This is a genomic window from Streptomyces humi, assembly GCF_001005085.2.
GTDB lineage: Bacteria > Actinomycetota > Actinomycetes > Streptomycetales > Streptomycetaceae > Streptomyces > Streptomyces humi.
Window position 1 is genome coordinate 37037 of the sequence record NZ_LBMU02000076.1, and the last position, 17734, is coordinate 54770.

17 protein-coding genes are annotated in these 17734 nt (G+C 70.6%); 13 read left to right on the plus strand and 4 right to left on the minus strand.

From position 1 onward, the window contains the following. The first annotated feature begins 11 nt into the window (after positions 1-11). Positions 12-1418, plus strand: a complete 1407-nt coding sequence (locus AAW13_RS30590; RefSeq protein WP_046734689.1) for an FAD-binding oxidoreductase — start codon at positions 12-14, stop codon at positions 1416-1418. 18 nt (positions 1419-1436) lie between these two features. Here AAW13_RS30590 and AAW13_RS30595 read toward each other — a convergent pair whose 3' ends face one another. Then, positions 1437-1850 (minus strand): SsgA family sporulation/cell division regulator, encoded by a 414-nt coding sequence (locus tag AAW13_RS30595; RefSeq protein WP_046734690.1) that lies wholly within the window; start codon positions 1848-1850, stop codon positions 1437-1439. Positions 1851-2101: 251 nt separating this feature from the next. Between AAW13_RS30595 and AAW13_RS30600 the strand changes: the two genes are divergently transcribed. Continuing rightward, on the plus strand, positions 2102-3673 hold the full coding sequence (locus AAW13_RS30600; RefSeq protein ID WP_046734691.1) for an RDD family protein: 1572 nt from the start codon (positions 2102-2104) through the stop codon (positions 3671-3673). A 55-nt stretch (positions 3674-3728) separates the two neighbouring features. After that, entirely contained in the window at positions 3729-4421 is a 693-nt protein-coding gene (locus AAW13_RS30605) for an RDD family protein (protein ID WP_046734692.1), read from the plus strand. Positions 4422-4516: 95 nt separating this feature from the next. Here AAW13_RS30605 and AAW13_RS30610 read toward each other — a convergent pair whose 3' ends face one another. Continuing rightward, positions 4517-4810, minus strand: a complete 294-nt coding sequence (locus tag AAW13_RS30610) for a hypothetical protein (protein ID WP_046734693.1) — start codon at positions 4808-4810, stop codon at positions 4517-4519. 411 nt (positions 4811-5221) lie between these two features. Here AAW13_RS30610 and AAW13_RS30615 point away from each other — a divergent pair, with 411 nt between their 5' ends. Continuing rightward, complete coding sequence (locus AAW13_RS30615) at positions 5222-7582, plus strand: immune inhibitor A domain-containing protein (RefSeq protein WP_046734694.1); 2361 nt, start codon at positions 5222-5224, stop codon at positions 7580-7582. 121 nt (positions 7583-7703) lie between these two features. Continuing rightward, the gene (locus tag AAW13_RS30620; RefSeq protein ID WP_046734695.1) at positions 7704-8030 is read left to right on the plus strand and encodes a hypothetical protein; all 327 of its coding nucleotides are present in this window, start codon (positions 7704-7706) and stop codon (positions 8028-8030) included. Positions 8031-8232: 202 nt separating this feature from the next. Here the strand turns inward: AAW13_RS30620 and AAW13_RS30625 are convergent, their stop codons facing one another. Further along, on the minus strand, positions 8233-8817 hold the full coding sequence (locus tag AAW13_RS30625) for an isochorismatase family protein (protein WP_046732590.1): 585 nt from the start codon (positions 8815-8817) through the stop codon (positions 8233-8235). Positions 8818-8964: 147 nt separating this feature from the next. Beyond that, positions 8965-10311 carry a nicotinate phosphoribosyltransferase gene (locus AAW13_RS30630; RefSeq protein ID WP_046732591.1) on the minus strand — a complete coding sequence of 449 codons (1347 nt, stop codon included), beginning with the start codon at positions 10309-10311 and terminating at the stop codon, positions 8965-8967. A gap of 58 nt (positions 10312-10369) precedes the next feature. Here AAW13_RS30630 and clpS point away from each other — a divergent pair, with 58 nt between their 5' ends. From clpS to AAW13_RS30665, 8 genes are all read left to right on the plus strand, one after another. Then, positions 10370-10687, plus strand: a complete 318-nt coding sequence (gene clpS, locus AAW13_RS30635) for an ATP-dependent Clp protease adapter ClpS (RefSeq protein WP_046732592.1) — start codon at positions 10370-10372, stop codon at positions 10685-10687. A gap of 80 nt (positions 10688-10767) precedes the next feature. Continuing rightward, positions 10768-11373 carry a DUF2017 domain-containing protein gene (locus AAW13_RS30640; protein ID WP_046732593.1) on the plus strand — a complete coding sequence of 202 codons (606 nt, stop codon included), beginning with the start codon at positions 10768-10770 and terminating at the stop codon, positions 11371-11373. 454 nt (positions 11374-11827) lie between these two features. Continuing rightward, complete coding sequence (locus AAW13_RS30645; RefSeq protein WP_046732594.1) at positions 11828-13291, plus strand: amino acid permease; 1464 nt, start codon at positions 11828-11830, stop codon at positions 13289-13291. 135 nt (positions 13292-13426) lie between these two features. Next, entirely contained in the window at positions 13427-13849 is a 423-nt protein-coding gene (locus AAW13_RS30650) for a M67 family metallopeptidase (protein ID WP_046732595.1), read from the plus strand. Between the two features lie 147 nt (positions 13850-13996). Continuing rightward, entirely contained in the window at positions 13997-14092 is a 96-nt protein-coding gene (locus tag AAW13_RS47675; protein WP_338059066.1) for a putative leader peptide, read from the plus strand. An 86-nt stretch (positions 14093-14178) separates the two neighbouring features. Next, on the plus strand, positions 14179-14457 hold the full coding sequence (locus tag AAW13_RS30655) for a MoaD/ThiS family protein (protein ID WP_046732596.1): 279 nt from the start codon (positions 14179-14181) through the stop codon (positions 14455-14457). Between the two features lie 7 nt (positions 14458-14464). Next, positions 14465-15415, plus strand: coding sequence for a PLP-dependent cysteine synthase family protein (locus tag AAW13_RS30660; RefSeq protein ID WP_046732597.1), 951 nt, complete (start codon positions 14465-14467; stop codon positions 15413-15415). Positions 15416-15660: 245 nt separating this feature from the next. Next, on the plus strand, positions 15661-17733 hold the full coding sequence (locus tag AAW13_RS30665) for a putative Ig domain-containing protein (protein ID WP_071659733.1): 2073 nt from the start codon (positions 15661-15663) through the stop codon (positions 17731-17733). Position 17734 lies beyond the last annotated feature (1 nt).

Sequence of the window (17734 nt, forward strand, 5' to 3'; positions counted from 1 at the left end):
GGTGCGACGCTGTGATCATGAGCCGTATCGAAGCGCCTCGGGACGAGGCCACCAGCAACCTCACCGACCGGCTCCTCGCGGGCCTGCCGGCCGAGGCGGTCCTCGTCGACCCCGACGTGACCGCCTCCTACGCCAACGACATGGCGAGCTTCTGCCCGGCCGGCTCCCCGGCCGTCGTCGTGCTGCCCCGCACGGTCGAGCAGGTCCAGCACGTCATGCGCGTGGCCACCGACCTGCGCGTCCCGGTCGTCCCGCAGGGCGCCCGCACCGGCCTGTCCGGCGCCGCCAACGCCGTCGACGGCTGCATCGCGCTGTCCCTGACCCGGATGGACCGCGTCCTGGAGATCTCGCCGGTGGACCGCGTCGCGGTCGTCGAACCCGGCGTCGTCAACGCCGCCTTCTCCCGGGCCGTCGAGGAGCACGGCCTCTACTACCCGCCGGACCCCTCCAGCTGGGAGATGTGCACGATCGGCGGCAACATCGGCACCGCGTCCGGCGGGCTGTGCTGCGTGAAGTACGGGGTGACCGCCGAGTACGTGCTCGGCCTGGACGTCGTCCTCGCCGACGGCAGGCTGATGTCCACCGGCAGGCGGACGGCGAAGGGCGTCGCCGGGTACGACCTCACCCGGCTCTTCGTCGGCTCCGAGGGCTCGCTCGGCATCGTCGTGCGCGCCGTCCTCGCGCTGAAGCCCAAGCCGCCGCAGCAGCTGGTGCTGGCCGCCGAGTTCGGCTCCGCGACCGCCGCCTGCGACGCGGTGTGCCGGATCATGGCGGGCGGCCATGTGCCGTCCCTGCTCGAACTGATGGACCGGACGACCGTGCGGGCCGTCAACGAACTCACCCACATGGGGCTGCCGGAGACCACCGAGGCGCTGCTGCTCGCCGCGTTCGACACCGCGGACCCGGCCGCCGACCTCGCCGCCGTCGGCTGGCTCTGCGAGGCCGCGGGCGCCACCCAGGTGGTACCGGCCGACGACGCCGCCGAGTCCGAGCTGCTCCTCCAGGCCCGCCGCTCCTCGCTGATCGCCCTGGAGAAGGTCAAGGGCACGACGATGATCGACGACGTGTGCGTGCCGCGTTCCCGGCTCGGCGACATGCTCGAAGGGGTGGAACGCATCGCCGGCAAGCACGGGCTGACCATCGGGGTCGTCGCCCACGCCGGCGACGGCAACACCCACCCCACCGTCTGCTTCGACGCGCAGGACCCCGACGAGTGCGCCCGCGCCCGGGAGTCCTTCGACGAGATCATGGCCCTCGGCCTGGAACTCGGCGGCACCATCACCGGCGAACACGGCGTCGGCGTCCTGAAGAAGGAGTGGCTGGCCCGGGAGATCGGGCCGGTGGGCGTGGAGATGCAGCGGGCCGTCAAACACGTCTTCGACCCGCTGGGCATCCTCAATCCCGGCAAGCTGTTCTGACCCCATCCGCGGGCGCCCTCACTGGGCGAGCAACTGGTCGAGCGCGTCGTCGATCCCCAGCCGCGCGCCCTCCGTCCCCGGCGGCACCGCGCGCAGCGTCCGCTCCAGCCAGGCGGACACCTGGGCGGTCGGCGCCTCCAGGAGGGCGTCGCCGTCGGGCGAGCTCAGGGCCATCAGCACCACGCTGCGGCCCTCCGACTTCGTCGGCCACACCCGCACGTCCCCGTGCCCGCTCGGCCGGAACACCCCTTCCACCAGCAGGTCGCGGGCGAACGTCCAGTGGACCGGGCACTCCGAGTTGACGTGGAAGCCGACGTGGACGGCGTAGGGGTCGGCGGAGCGGTAGGTGAGCCGGGCCGGGACCGGGATGCTCCGCTCGGGGGACAGGACGAGCCGCAGCTCCAGTTCGCGTTCCACCACGGTGTGATGCATGACGTCCGTTTCCTCTCTCGATCAGTCGTACGAGCTCCCGTCGGGTTCTCCGCCGGGCCTGTACGAGTGGAGAGCGGCCGGGGCCGCGAGCATTACGCGGGTTCCGGGAAATTTTTTTCCGATGTGGTGAAGGGGGTGCACAGGGCTGCCCGGAAAGGGGCGGGTCCTGCGGGACTGGCGGTGACGGGCACCCGGGTCTGATAGATGTGGAGGCTCCCACACGACCCCCGAGCAGATACGGGACGACGGACATGAGCGCCCCAACTCCGGCACCCGGTGACGAACGGCCCCGCGAGGGCTACTACCCGGACCCGTCCATCCCCGGCTACGTCCGTTACTGGAACGGTGCCGCGTGGGTGCCGGGTACCAGCCGTCCGGCCCCGGCCGCCGGTGAACCGCTCGCCCCGCCGCCCGGTTCCCGCCCCGCGGCCGCCGTCGAGGAGACCGGCCCGCACTTCTTCGACGAGGACCCGCAGCCGTCCGCGGCCTCCGGCTGGACGGCGGAGGGAGGCGCCTGGAGCACCGACCCGAGACCGGCACCGGGCGCCCCGCCGGCGGACGACGGCGACCTCGACTCCGGCGGCACGTTCGTCTTCCGCAGGCCGACGGTCGGCCCCGCGGCCGGCCGACCCCCCGTGGACGAGGGCACGATGACGTTCCGCCCGATCCGGGGCGACGACACCCCGGAACCGGGCGCGGGCGCGCAGGGCGGCGGAGGCGCGGGCGGAGGCGCCGGGGGCGTGGCGGCACGCGGCGGTGCCGGCGCGGCGGGTGCCGGGGTGCCGGGTGCCGGAGCGGCCGGGTTCGGTGCGCCGGGTTCCGGCGGCTCGGGTGTCGCGGGTGGTGCCGGTGCCGCCGGAGCGGCAAGTGGTGTGTCCGGCGCGGGTCCTTACGGCGGTCAGGGTTCGGCCGGCTCCAGCGCGTTCGGTGCTCAGGGGCCCGTCGGCGCGCCCGGCGCCGCAGCGGGTGGTGCCGGTGCCGTCGGTGCCGTCGGTGCCGGGCGGCCCGGATTCGGGGCCGGGAAGGCCGCCGCGGAACGGGCCGCCGCGGCCCAGCCGTTGCCCACCGGCCCCGGCCCCGGCCCCGGCCCCGGTCCCGCTGCCGCCGGCGCCTCCCAGGCCGTCGCCCCCGGCGTACCCCCGCAGTCCGCCGGGCCGCAGCCCGTCTCCGCCGCTCCCGCCGGTCCCGCCGCTCCCGCCGGTCCCATGGCCTCCGGCTCCGGCGGCGGGCAGTCCTCATGGCCCCAGCAGGTGCACCAACTCGCCGGTGACCAGCAGGTCGCCCCCTGGAAGCCGCCGGTGGAGGACGTCTTCCAGGCGGCCGCCCGGCGCCAGGCGGCGGCCCGCCCCGCGGGGCTCGGCAGGCGGTTCGCGGCCCGGCTCGTCGACAGTCTGGTCGTCGGCATGGTGACCGCGGCCGCCGCCGTCCCGTTCGGCAGCAAGGCCGCCGACCACGTCCAGGACAAGATCGACGCGGCGAAACTGTCCGGCCGTACCGAGACCGTCTGGCTGCTCGACGGCACCACGGGCCTGTACCTGGGGATCGTGCTCGCCGTCCTGCTGGCCGTCGGCGTCCTCTACGAGGTGCTGCCCACCGCCCGGTGGGGCCGCACGCTCGGCAAGAAGCTGTTCGGCCTGGAGGTACGGGACATCGAGGGCCACCAGCCGCCGGCCTTCGGCGCCGCGCTGCGCCGCTGGCTGGTGTACACCGTGCCGGGGCTGCTCGGCATCGGGATCGTCGGTGTCGCCTGGTGCCTGTTCGACCGGCCCTGGCACCAGTGCTGGCACGACAAGGCGGCGCACACCTTCGTAGCGGCAACATGACCCGTACGGCGGCTCGCCGGATGCGGGCCGGGCCGCCTCGCGGTCCACTCGGGCCATGAGCACCGAACCGCCCCCTCCGCCGCCGGGCTCCGGAGAACCGCCGGAGGAAGACCCGTTCAGGAAGCAGCCCCCGCCGCCCTCCCACGGCGGCGGTCCCTACGGGGCGGGCGGCAGCGGTCCCTACGGAGGCGGCGGTCCCTCCGGAGGCAGTGGTCCCTACGGAGGCGGCGGCCCCTACGGAGGCGGTGGTCCCTACGGCGGCGCGGGTCAGGGCGGCTACCCGGCAGATCCGCTCGCCGGGATGCCCCCGCTCGCCGACAGCGGCAGGCGCACCCTCGCCCGGATCATCGACATGGTCCTGGTGCTCATCGTGGTCTGGTTGCTCACCTGGGCCTTCGGGGTGCGCGAGTACGAGGTGAACGGCGACAGGGTCGAGGTCGGCAAGTCCCTCGCGCAGTCGATCGTCGCCGCCGTCCTGTTCGTCGCCTACGACACCCTGCTGATCGCCAAGTCGGGCCAGACCCTGGGCAAGAAGTGGCTCGGCATGCGGGTCGCCAACCTGACCGACGGTGCCACGCCCTCCACCCAGACCTCGCTCGTCCGCGCCCTGGTGCTCTGGCTGCCGTTCGCGTTCTGCTGCGCCTGTGTCTGGACGGTGATCTGCGGCGGCTGGAGCTTCTTCGACAAGCCGTACAAACAGGGGCTGCACGACAAGGCCGCCAAGACGGTCGTCGTCAGTACGAGGTAACGACGAGGGGGGCACGGGGCGGTGCCGGGGGGCGCACAGCAGCCGGCGGGGCCGTCAGTCTCACGGCTCCGCCGGCTTCCGGTCCGTGGTGCGCGTCAGGGCGCGGTGGGCTCCCGGACGGGTTCGGCCGCCGCGGCGGCGACGGTCTCCCGCTGCACGGGGAACCGGATCTCGGAGGGTGCGGTGGAGGCGGGCTCGGACCGGGCGACCGTGCGCGGCCGGGGGAGCGGGACCGTCATGGCCACCAGCAGTCCCAGACCGAGCGCGGCGAGCGCGATGACCGCGATCCCGATGCCCGAACTCGTCTGTGACAGCAGCAGCATGGCGAGCGTCGAGCAGATCACGGTGCAGGAACCGTAGACGAGCTGTGCCGGGGTCGGACGAGGCATGGCAATCGTGTCCTCGGGAGATGTGGAGGTGAGACGGGTAGCCGGCCTGGCATTCCACCGGCTTCCGGGCGTTCCACCATTCGACTCTATTCGCGTGTGTGCCCGAGAGGAACGTCCGGTAAGCGTGACCTAACCCACGGTACCGGTGCACAGGGGGCGCACGGTCGCATGGGTCTCGCCCACTGGATGCATATGCGCGCCGGTTATCCATGTCCGGCTCCGCTCCGGAGTGTCCGTAAAGCGAACTTCTGCTCCGCATACTGGAGTTGAAGTGTCTGAGTCAAGGTCTGTCTTTTCTCGTAAACCAGTAGTCAAATGTCGTCACTTGAATCGACGCGTTGATCGTGCGCGCACGGACCCCCAACCACCACCCGGTCCCTTCCGTGCGCGCGGCGCGGGGGAGGAACTCAAGTGACCAGCAGACCCTGGACGTTCAGAGCAATCGCCGTCGGCGTGACGCTCGCGACCGCCTCCGCAGGTTTCACCACCTTCGCGGTCGCCCAGGCCGCGACCCCGGCGAAGAGCGCCACCGTCGACCGGCACGACCCGTCGGCGAAGCAGGACGAGCACGACCTGGACGGCCCGCTGAGCAAGACCCAGGCGGCCCAGCGCCAGGAGGCCCTCGACCAGGTCATATCCGGTAAGACCCAGGTCAAGGACCGTGACGGTTCCAAGGTCGTCCAGCTGAAGAGCAAGAAGGGCGACAGCAAGTACGTCGAGCTCGGCCGTGAGAAGACGGACAAGATCTTCACGATCCTGGTGGAGTTCGGGGACCAGACGGACCCCCGGTACAACGGCACGGCCGGCCCGCTGCACAACCAGATAGCCCAGCCGGACCGCACCAAGGACAACTCCACGGCCTGGCAGGCGGACTACAACCAGCAGCACTTCCAGGACCTCTACTTCGGCACCGGCAAGAACACCGAGTCGCTGAAGAAGTACTACGAGAAGCAGTCCTCGGGCCGCTACTCGGTCGACGGCGAGGTCACGGACTGGGTCAAGGTCCCGTACAACGAGGCCCGTTACGGCAACAACGCGTGCGGCTCCACCACCTGCTCCAGCGTCTGGAACCTGGTGCGCGACGGCCTGAACGCCTGGGTCGCCGACCAGAAGGCGGCCGGCGAGTCCGACGCCGCGATCAAGGCGGACCTGGCCCAGTACGACCAGTGGGACCGCTACGACTACGACGGCGACGGCAACTTCAACGAGCCGGACGGCTACGTCGACCACTTCCAGATCGTGCACGCCGGCGAGGACGAGTCCGCGGGCGGCGGTGCCCAGGGCACCGACGCGATCTGGGCGCACCGCTGGTACGCCTTCGGCACCGACGCCGGCGCCACCGGCCCCGCGGACAACAAGCTCGGCGGCACCCAGGTCGGCGACACCGGCATCTGGGTCGGCGACTACACCATGCAGCCGGAGAACGGCGGCCTCGGCGTCTACGCCCACGAGTACGGCCACGACCTTGGCCTGCCGGACGAGTACGACACCGACGGCGGCGAGAACTCCACCGGTTTCTGGACCCTGATGTCCTCCGGCTCCTGGCTGGGCACCGGCAAGGAGGCCATCGGTGACCTGCCGGGCGACATGAACGCCTGGGACAAGCTCCAGCTGGGCTGGCTCGACTACGACGTGGCGAAGGCGGCCACCAAGTCCCGCCACAAGCTGGGCGTCGCCGAGTACAACACCAAGAACAAGCAGGCCCTGGTGGTCTCGCTGCCCGACAAGGCGGTCACCACCACCGTCGTCACCCCCGCGCAGGGCTCGACCCAGTGGTGGAGCGGCAGCGGCAACGACCTGAAGAACACGCTGACCCGTGACGTCGACCTCACCGGCAAGTCGTCCGCGACGCTCTCGCTCGACGGCTGGTACGACATCGAGGCGAACTACGACTACCTCTACGCCGAGGTGTCCACCGACGGCGGCGCCAACTGGACCGCCCTGGACGGCACGGTCAACGGCGCGGCGATCCCGCGTGACGGCAGCGACAAGCCGGCCCTCACCGGTTCGATCGACGCGTACGCCAAGCTGTCGTACCCGCTGGACGCCTACGCGGGCCAGAAGATCCAGCTCCGCTTCCGCTACCAGACCGACGGCGGGGTGGCCCTGAAGGGCTTCGCGGCCGACGAGATCGCGGTGACGGCCGACGGCGCGACCGTCTTCTCCGACAACGCGGAGGCGGCGGACGCCGCTTGGACCGCGTCCGGCTTCTCCCGGATCGGCGCGTCCTTCACCAAGGACTACGCGCAGTACTACATCGCGGAGAACCGCCAGTACGTGTCGTACGACAAGACCCTCCGGGTCGGCCCGTACAACTTCGGCTTCTCGACGACCCGTCCGGACTGGGTGGAGCACTACCCGTACCAGAACGGCCTGTTGATCTGGAAGTGGGACACCTCCGAGGCGGACAACAACACGCACACGGGCGACGGCGGTCACCCGGGTACCGGTCTGATCCTCCCGGTCGACTCCCACCCGGCGCCGCTGAAGTGGTCCGACGGCACGCTGATGCGCAACCGCGTCCAGGCCTACGACTCGCCGTTCAGCCTCTACGGCACCGACGGCATCACGCTGCACAAGGCGGACGTCGCGACGAAGATCAAGGGGTCGCGCGGGGTGTCGGTCTTCGACGACCACGCCAGCACCTACTACGACGCGTCGAACCCGACCGCCGGTGTCAAGATCACTGACACCAACACGAAGATCAAGATCGTCAAGGAAGCGCGAGACGGCTCGACGATCTCCATCCAGGTTGGCCCCGCGGTGAAGTAGTTCGCATTCCCGCAGGTCAGACACGTATCGGCGGCGACCCCTTGGCGGGTCGCCGCCGATCGTGTTTAGGTGCGTCCTGTGGCTTTCTTATTGACACCGACGCACACGGGGGTGTGACCGCATGACCGCAGGAGGGTTCTGCAAGCTGCCGAACGGCATGGTGGTGGTGGCGCTGAATCTGCCCAGTCCGACCGCGGACGGCTCGTCCGCCGTGCGTGTGCTGGTGCACGCCCAGAACCGTGCCCGGGCCCTGACCAGGCTCCGCAACCTCGGCATGCGAGCGGTCTACCTGCGGGGCAACGCCGCCCCGCCGACCCCGGACGAGATCACGGCCGTCCTCCACCACCCCGACGGCCTCATATGGCGAACGACCCCTGACAACGGTGTCACCCCCCTGGAACTCTGGAGACCCATCAGATCCCTCCTTCGAAGATCGGCGGCGGCATAGCGCCCCGCCAGGGGCGCGAACCTGTCAGCGCCGGCCCAGGCGGCCGACCCAGGGGCGCGGGGAACTGCGCGATCAGCCCCCACCGGCCGGCAGATGCCCACCGGCGGGTCCGGCACCGCCGAAACCCGCCGGCGCGGCTGAGCCTCGCTACGGACCCGCCGTCGTGGTTGAGCGCCGCGGAGTGGAAATGGAGGTGCGGTTCCTATACGACCGGCTTGCCGGTCAGTTCCACGCCTGCCTCGCGGAGCTCCTCCAAGGCCCGCTGGGTGGTCGCCTCGGCGACGCCCGCCGTGAGGGCGAGGAGGACCTGGGTCCGGAAGCCCGCTTTCACGGCGTCCAGGGCGGTGGCCCGCACGCAGTGGTCCGTCGCGATCCCCACCACGTCCACCTCGTCGATCTTGCGGGCGCGCAGCCACTCCGCCAGTGTCACCCCGTTCTCGTCGGCGCCCTCGAACCCGCTGTACGCCGCCGCGTACGCGCCCTTGCTGAACACCGCGTCCACCGCGCCGGAGGCGACCGCCGGGGCGAAGTTCGGATGGAAGCCCACGCCCTCCGTGCCGGCGACGCAGTGCGCGGGCCAGCTGCGGACGTAGTCGGGGTTGTCCGCGAAGTGGCCGCCCGGCGCTATGTGGTGGTCGCGGGTCGCCACCACGTGGCGGTACCCGGCCGGCGCCTGCCCGATCAGCTCCGTGATCGCGGCGGCCACGTCGGCGCCCCCGGCCACGGCGAGGCTGCCCCCTTCGCAGAAGTCGTTCTGCACATCGACGACGATCAACGCGCGGCGCATGGTGGAGTCCTTCGGATTCGGTATCGGGTTGTGTCGAAGGGAGAGACGCGTGACGAGGGCGTGCGGGTCCGGCCTGACCTCCGAGCGTAGAGAGTTACGGGGGCGTAGGGGAGGGGGCTTTGCGGGGCGCGTACGCGGGCGCCCGCTCTAGCTACCCGAGCGCCCCTGGACGTACTCCGTCGGAATGACCGGTTCCCCCCGGGAGAGCTGGGTCGCGGAGAGGGGCAGGTTGGCCTTGGCCGCCGCATGGCGTGCGCGGGGCGCGTCCAGGGGCTCGCGCGCGACCACCTCGCCGGACTTCACCAGTTCGACCAGCAACTGCCGGTCGGCCAGCGCGGCCGGCACCTCACCGGTGCCGACGACCTCGGCCTCCGCCACCCCGTCGGCGTCCAGCCGCCGCGCGGCCCACTTGCGCCCCCCGACCGACGTCTTGCCGCCGGTCGACTTCTTCGCCACCGGCACCAGCGGCGCGTTCGGGTCGGCGGACTCGGTGCGCGCCACCAGCTTGTAGACCATGGAGCAGGTGGGGTGCCCGGAGCCGGTCACCAGCTGGGTGCCGACGCCGTACGCGTCCACGGGCGCCGCGGCGAGCGAGGCGATGGCGTACTCGTCGAGGTCGGAGGTGACGACGATCTTCGTGTCCGTCGCGCCCAGCTCGTCCAGCTGCTGGCGCACCCGGTGGGCGACCAGCAGCAGGTCGCCGGAGTCGATCCGGACCGCGCCCAGCTCGGGCCCGGCCACCTCCACGGCCGTACGGACCGCCTCGGCGACGTCGTAGGTGTCCACCAGCAGGGTGGTGCCCCGGCCGAGCGAGTCGACCTGGGCGCGGAAGGCGTCCCGCTCCCGGTCGTGCAGCAGGGTGAAGGCGTGGGCGGAGGTGCCGACGGTGGGGATGCCGTAGCGGAACCCGGCCGCCAGGTCGGAGGTGGTCGCGAAGCCGCCGACGTAGGCGGCGCGGGAGGCGGCGACGGCGGCCAGCTCGTGGGTGCGGCGGGCGCCCATCTCGATCAGCGGGCGGCCCCCGGCGGCCGAGGACATCCGGGAGGCGGCGGCCGCGATCGCCGAGTCGTGGTTGAGGATCGAGAGGATCACGGTCTCCAGCAGCACGCACTCCCCGAAGGACCCCTCCACCCGCATGATCGGCGAGCCCGGGAAGTAGACCTCGCCCTCGGGGTAACCCCAGATGTCGCCGCTGAAGCGGTAGTCGGCCAGCCACTGGAGGGTGGGGCCGTCGACGATCCCGCGCTCCTCCAGGAAGCCGAGCACGTTCGCGTCGAACCGGAAGTTCTGGACCGCGTCAAGGACGCGTCCGGTGCCCGCCAGCGCGCCGTAGCGACGCCCTTCCGGCAGTCGCCGGGTGAAGACCTCGAAGACGCTGTGCCGCTCGGCCGTGCCCGCCTTCAGGGCGGCTTGCAGCATCGTCAGCTCGTACTGGTCCGTGAAGAGCGCCGTCGAGGGAACGTCCACCGGCAGCCCAAGGTCCGCTGTGTTCATGACTACGGATGCTACACCCCTTCGCGTCAGTGTGACGATTTATGGCCCGCGTGGCAGCATGGGCCCTGTGACGTCACCCGCTCCCGTAGAGATCGAACGCACCGAGTCGGCGGAGGAGGTCTTCGCCGTACCCGAGCCCGACGTCCCGTGGATCACGATCGTGCACAACGATCCCGTCAACCTCATGAGCTACGTGACGTACGTCTTCCAGACGTACTTCGGCTATCCCAAGGACAAGGCCACCAAGCTCATGCTCGACGTCCACCACAAGGGCCGGGCGGTCGTCTCCAGCGGCTCCCGTGAGGAGATGGAACGCGACGTGCAGGCGATGCACGGCTACGGCCTGTGGGCCACCCTCCAGCAGGACCGGAAGTAGCCCCCGGGAAGCGGCCCCCACAACAGCCTCGCCGAGCAGCCAGGCTCCCCGACCAGGACCGGAAGCAGCGAACCCCCTCCATGCCAGGAATCTTCGAACCGCTCCCCGGCGGCGGCGCGGCCGTCGCGCTCGACGACGTCGAGATCTCCATCATCCGGTCGCTGGCCGTCCAGCTCCTGGAGCTCATCGGCCCGGGACCCGCCGAGGACGCCCCCGACGACCCGCTCGCCGAACTGTTCAACGAGGGGCCCAGTGAGGCCCCCGCCGACCCGGTGCTGCGCCGGCTCTTCCCGGACGCCTACTGCGACCCGGAGCGGGCCCCGGACTCGCCCGACGCGGCCGCGGAGCAGCAGGCCCACTCCGCGGAGTTCCGCCGCTACACCGAGAACGACCTGCGGGCCGGCAAGCGGGAGAGCGCCCTCGCGGTGATCCGCTCCCTGGACGGGCTCGCCCCCGTCGAGGAGAGCGGCGCGGTCCTGGAGCTGGCCCCGGGCGAGTCCCGGCAGTGGCTCGGCGCCCTCAACGACCTGCGCCTCGCGATCGGCTCGCGCCTCGACATCACCGACGAGGACGACACCGACCTGCTCTACCGGCTCCCCGACGAGGACCCGCGCAAGCCCATGGTGATGGCGTACCTGTGGCTCGGGGGCCTCCAGGAGACCCTGGTCGCCACCCTGATGCCGTAATCCGGGATGTCGTGATCCCCGATGCCGTAATCCGGGATGTCGTGATCCCGGATGCCGTGATCCCGGCCGTGATTTTGGACGCCGTGGTCCCTGGCGCCGCGGTCCGGCTCCCTTATGTCGTAGAAGATCCGGATTTCGCGTTCGCTCAGAGGACGCTCAATTCCGGATAACGATCCCGTCACCGATGCGGCCGCTTATGACCTTTTCGGCCGCACTTTGTCCGCTTCTTCCTGTGGTGTGCGCCACAATGCCCCTCGGCGGATCCCGGTGATCAATGTTGCGGGCGTGATAAATCTTCACGACCGCCCGGCGGACACCACCCACGTGTCGTCCGGGTGCGCCACCGACCCGGCGACCGCCGGACAGGCACCGCTCCATCAATCCGGGGGGATCGAAACCCGATCCGAGGCCGACCAGAGGCCCGGTTCGGCATGGAGAAAGGCGCACACCACACATGACCTCCGCTCAGGTCGACACGTCGGAGAAGGGCTCCGGAGCCTCCGGGTCCCCGGCCGCCTCCGAAGCTCCCGAAGAGGGGTACGAGCGCGGACTCGGCAGCCGCCAGGTCCAGATGATCGCGATCGGCGGCGCCATCGGCGTCGGCCTCTTCCTGGGAGCCGGGGCGAACATCGCCAAGGCAGGACCCAGCCTGATCCTGATGTACGCCCTCGCCGGCGCCATCATCTTCTTCATCATGCGGGCCCTCGGCGAGCTCCTGCTCTACCGGCCCGTCTCCGGCTCCTTCGCCGAGTACTCCCGCGAGTTCCTCGGCCCGTTCTTCGGCTACTTCACCGGCTGGACGTACTGGCTGATGTGGGTCGTCACGGGCATGGCCGAACTGACGGCCGCCGCGATCTACGTCCACTACTGGTTCCCGGCCATCCCCCAGTGGGTGACGGCCCTGGTGTTCCTGGTGGTGCTCTTCGGGGTCAACCTGATCTCCGTGAAGGTGTTCGGGGAGCTGGAGTTCTGGTTCTCCATGGTCAAGGTCACCGCCCTGATCGGCATGATCGTGATCGGCCTCGGCGTCCTCACCTTCGGTTTCAGCTCCGCCGGTGACACCGCGTCGGTCGCGAACCTCTACCAGTTCGACGGCTTCTTCCCCAAGGGCGTCGGCTCGTCCCTGATGACCCTCCAGGGCGTCATGTTCGCCTACCTCGCGGTCGAGCTGGTCGGCGTCACCGCCGGCGAGTCGGAGGACCCCGAGAAGACCCTCCCCAAGGCGATCAACACGCTCCCCTGGCGCATCGCCCTCTTCTACGTCGGCGCGCTCACCGTCATCCTCTGCGTCGTCAAGTGGACCGAGTTCGCACCGGGCGTCTCCCCGTTCGTGGCCGCCTTCGCGAAGATCGGCATCCCGGCCGGCGCCGGCATCGTCAACTTCGTCGTGCTGACCGCCGCCCTGTCCTCCTGCAACTCCGGCATGTACTCCACGGGCCGGATGCTGCGCACCCTCGCCGACAGCGGTGAGGCACCGGCCGCGTTCAGGAAGCTGTCCGCGTCCAAGACCCCGGCGTTCGGCGTCACGGTCTCGGTCCTCTTCATGGGCATCGGCGTGGTCCTCAACTACGTCGTCCCGGAGAAGGCGTTCGGCTACGTCACCTCCGTCGCCACCGCGGCCGGCATCTGGACCTGGCTGATGATCCTGATCAGCCACGTCCTGTACCGCCGCGCGGTCGACGCGGGCCGTCTGCCGGCCTCCTCCTTCCCGGCGCCCGGCGGCGCGGTGTGCAGCTGGATCGCCATCGCCTTCCTGCTCTTCGTGACCTGCCTGATCGCGTACGACGCCGACTCCCGGGTCTGCCTCTACGTGATGGCCGGCTGGGCCGCGGCGCTCGGCGTCGGCTGGCGGGTGCTGAAGAACCGCAGTCCCGAGGTCACCGAGCGCCGCGAGCGGGCGCCGGAGAAGGTGAGCTGACCACCCCCTCCCGGACGTCCGGCCACAGGGAGCACTCGTGGCGCTCCCCGCGGCCGCCGCTCAGGGCGTCCGGCATCTGGGCCGTCCCGTACCACCCATCGGTACGGGGCGGCCCTTCTGCTTATCCTGGCGACCATGCTGACCATCACCCAGGCCCTCGTCGACCAGATCGTCGCCCACGCGCGCAAGGACCACCCGGACGAGGCGTGCGGCGTCGTCGCCGGGCCGGCCGGCTCCGACCGCCCCGAGCGCTTCATCCCGATGCTGAACGCGGCGATGTCCCCGACGTTCTACGAGTTCGACTCCGGGGACCTGCTGAAGCTGTACCGCGAGATGGACGACCGCGACGAGGAACCGGTGGTGATCTACCACTCCCACACGGCGACGGAGGCGTACCCGTCCCGGACGGACATCTCGTACGCGAACGAGCCCGGCGCCCACTACGTCCTCGTCTCCACGGCGGACACGGACGGCCTCGGCGACTTCCAGTTCCGCTCGTACCGCATCGTGGACGGCGAGGTCACGGAGGAAGAGGTCGCGGTGGTGGCGTCGTACTGAGTCCGCGGGTCGGTGGGGGCCGGTCGCGCGGTTCCCCGCGTCCCCTCACGTCGGCCACGTCCCGCCTGTCTCAGAGTCCGGTCGGAATACGTCCATCATGCGGAATCACACTCCAGGATCCAGGCCGGGAATCGATACGATGACCCCATGGTTTTCCATGACGTGAGCGAGAAGGCGCCGGGCAGCATGCTCGTGGCGCGGCTGCACGTCGACCTGTGCAGGCTGAACAGCGCCATCTGTTGACGTCACCCCTGCCGCCGTACGGCCGTGAGCCGCGGCGTGCCGCTGCGCGCCCACCCACCCAGACTTTCCGACAGGAGCCCTGAGCCATGGCCATCGAGGTCCGCATCCCGACCATCCTCCGCCAGTACACCGACGGTCAGAAGGCGGTGGAGGGCAGCGGTGACACCCTCGCCGACCTCTTCAACGACCTCGAGACCCGGCATGCCGGCATCCACGCCCGCATCGTGGACGACGGCAAGCTCCGCCGCTTCGTGAACGTGTACCTGAACGACGAGGACGTCCGCTTCGTCGACGGCATCAACACCAAGCTCTCCGACGGCGACACCGTGACGATCCTGCCGGCCGTCGCCGGCGGCATGGCCTGAGATCGGCATGCGGTACGACTCCCCGCTGGCCGCGGTCGGCAACACCCCCCTGGTGTGCCTGCCGCGGCTCTCGCCGTCCCCCGAGGTCCGGATCTGGGCCAAGCTGGAGGACCGCAACCCGACCGGCTCGGTCAAGGACCGCCCCGCCCTGCACATGATCGAGCAGGCGGAGAAGGACGGCCGGCTCACCCCGGGCTGCACCATCCTGGAGCCGACCTCCGGCAACACCGGCATCTCCCTCGCCATGGCGGCCAAGCTCAAGGGCTACCGGATGGTCTGCGTGATGCCCGAGAACACCTCCCAGGAGCGCCGTGACCTGCTGGGGATGTGGGGTGCGGAGATCATCTCCAGCCCCGCGGCCGGCGGCTCCAACACCGCCGTACGGGTGGCCAAGGAGCTGTCCGCCGAGCACCCGGACTGGGTGATGCTGTACCAGTACGGCAACCCGGACAACGCCGGTGCGCACTACGCGACGACCGGTCCCGAGATCCTCGCCGACCTGCCGTCCGTCACGCACTTCGTCGCGGGGCTCGGTACGACGGGCACGCTGATGGGTGTCGGCCGCTATCTGCGCGAGCACAAGCCGGACGTGAAGATCGTCGCCGCCGAGCCGCGGTACGACGACCTCGTGTACGGGCTGCGCAACCTCGACGAGGGCTTCGTGCCCGAGCTCTACGACGCCTCCGTGCTCACCACCCGCTTCTCGGTCGGCTCGGCGGACGCCGTGACCCGGACCCGGGAACTCCTCCAGCAGGAGGGCATCTTCGCGGGCGTCTCCACCGGAGCCGCGCTGCACGCCGCGCTCGGCGTGGGGAAGAAGGCCGTACAGGCGGGCGAGAGCGCGGACATCGTGTTCGTCGTCGCCGACGGCGGCTGGAAGTACCTGTCGACCGGTGTCTACACCGCCGCCACCACCGAGGAAGCCATCGCGACGCTCCAGGGTCAGCTCTGGGCATAGTATTCATCATGTACGCGCCAACCCCCTCTCATGAGGGGGCCAAGCGCCATCTACGGGCCAGTAAAGATCTCCGCCCGGGGGAACCGACTTCGACGGAACCCCGTTAGGTTCTCCTCCGTCCTGTCATGCCACGCTCATCGGCATCCCAGGGTGTTCGAAGTGTCATGCTCATGACTGCGCACTCTGCCGCCGCTACGCGCGTCACGGGCCTGCCTTGTAACCCCACCGATGGAGGCAGTACCCCCATGCGTGAATCACGACGGAGCGTGCGAAGACTCCTCGCCTTCGCCTTCCCCGCCCTCGCCCTGGCCGTCTCCGGTTTCGTCGCGGCCCCGGCCGCGCAGGCGCAGGCGACCGCCGCCCACCCCGTCCAGGCGGCGCAGACCTCCCGGGCCACCCAGAACGCCAAGGCGCTGACCGACCCCGCCCGGCAGGCCGTGCACAGCACCGGCAGGGCCGGTCAGAAGGTGCCCACCGAGCACCTGTGCGCCACCGCCGCCAAGCCCGGTGAGGCCAACTGCTTCGCGCAGCGCCGCACCGACATCAGGCAGCAGCTGTCCTCGGCGCTCGCCGCCGCCCCCTCCGGCCTGAGCCCCACCAACCTGCACAGCGCCTACAACCTGCCCTCGACGGGCGGCTCCGGCCTGACCGTTGCCGTGGTCGACGCCTACAACGACCCCAACGCGGCCTCGGACCTCGCCACTTACCGCTCGCAGTACGGCCTGTCGGCGTGCACCGTCGCCAACGGCTGCTTCAAGCAGGTCAGTCAGACCGGTTCGACGACCTCGCTGCCGACGAACGACTCCGGCTGGGCCGGTGAGGAAGCGCTCGACATCGACATGGTCAGCGCGGTCTGCCCGAACTGCAACATCATCCTGGTCGAGGCGAACTCCGCCACCGACTCGGACCTCGGCACGGCCGAGAACGAGGCCGTCGCGCTCGGCGCCAAGTTCGTCTCCAACAGCTGGGGCGGCTCCGAGTCCTCCTCCCAGACCAGCGAGGACACCTCGTACTTCAAGCACCCGGGCGTCGCGATCACCGTCTCCGCCGGTGACGAGGACTACGGCGCCGAGTACCCGGCGACCTCCCAGTACGTGACCGCCGTCGGCGGCACCGCGCTCTCCACCTCCTCCACCACCCGCGGCTGGACCGAGTCGGTCTGGAAGACCAGCTCCTCCGAGGGCACCGGCTCCGGCTGCTCCGCCTACGACGCGAAGCCGAGCTGGCAGACCGACACCGGCTGCACCAAGCGCATGGAGTCCGACGTCTCCGCGGTCGCCGACCCGGCCACCGGTGTCGCGGTCTACGACACCTACGGCGGCTCCGGCTGGGCGGTCTACGGCGGTACGAGCGCCTCCTCGCCGATCATCGCGGGCGTGTACGCCCTCGCGGGCACCCCGGGCTCCAGCGACTACCCGGCGAAGTACCCGTACTCGCACACCGGCAACCTGTACGACGTCACCAGCGGCAACAACGGCTCCTGCTCGACGTCGTACTTCTGCACCGCCGGCACCGGCTACGACGGCCCGACCGGCTGGGGCACCCCGAACGGCACCGCCGCCTTCACCTCCGGCACCAGCACCGGCAACACGGTGACCGTCACCAACCCCGGCAGCCAGTCCACCGCGACCGGCAGCTCGGTCAGCCTCCAGATCTCGGCCTCCGACAGCGCGGGCGCGACCCTCACCTACAGCGCCAGCGGCCTGCCCACCGGCCTGTCCATCGCCGGCTCCACCGGCCTGATCTCCGGCACGGCGTCCACCGCGGGCACCTACAGCACCACCGTCACCGCGACCGACTCCACCGGCGCCTCCGGCTCGGCCTCCTTCACCTGGACCGTCAGCACCAGCGGCGGCGGCTCCTGCACCTCGTCCCAGCTGCTCGGCAACAACGGCTTCGAGTCGGGCAACACCACCTGGACCGCCTCCAGCGGCGTCATCACCAACTCCAGCAGCGAGTCGGCGCACGGCGGCTCCTACTACGCCTGGCTCGACGGCTACGGCTCCACCCACACCGACACGCTCTCCCAGTCGGTGACGATCCCGGCCGCCTGCACCAACACCACGTTCACCTTCTACCTGCACGTCGACACCGCCGAGACCACCACCAGCACCCAGTACGACAAGCTGACGGTCACCGCCGGTTCGACCACCCTGGCCACGTACTCCAACCTCAACGCGGCCTCCGGGTACGTGCAGAAGTCCTTCAGCCTCGGGTCCTACGCGGGCTCGACCGTCACCCTGAAGTTCAGCGGGGTCGAGGACTCCTCGCTCCAGACCAGCTTCGTCCTCGACGACACCGCCGTCACGACCGGCTGAC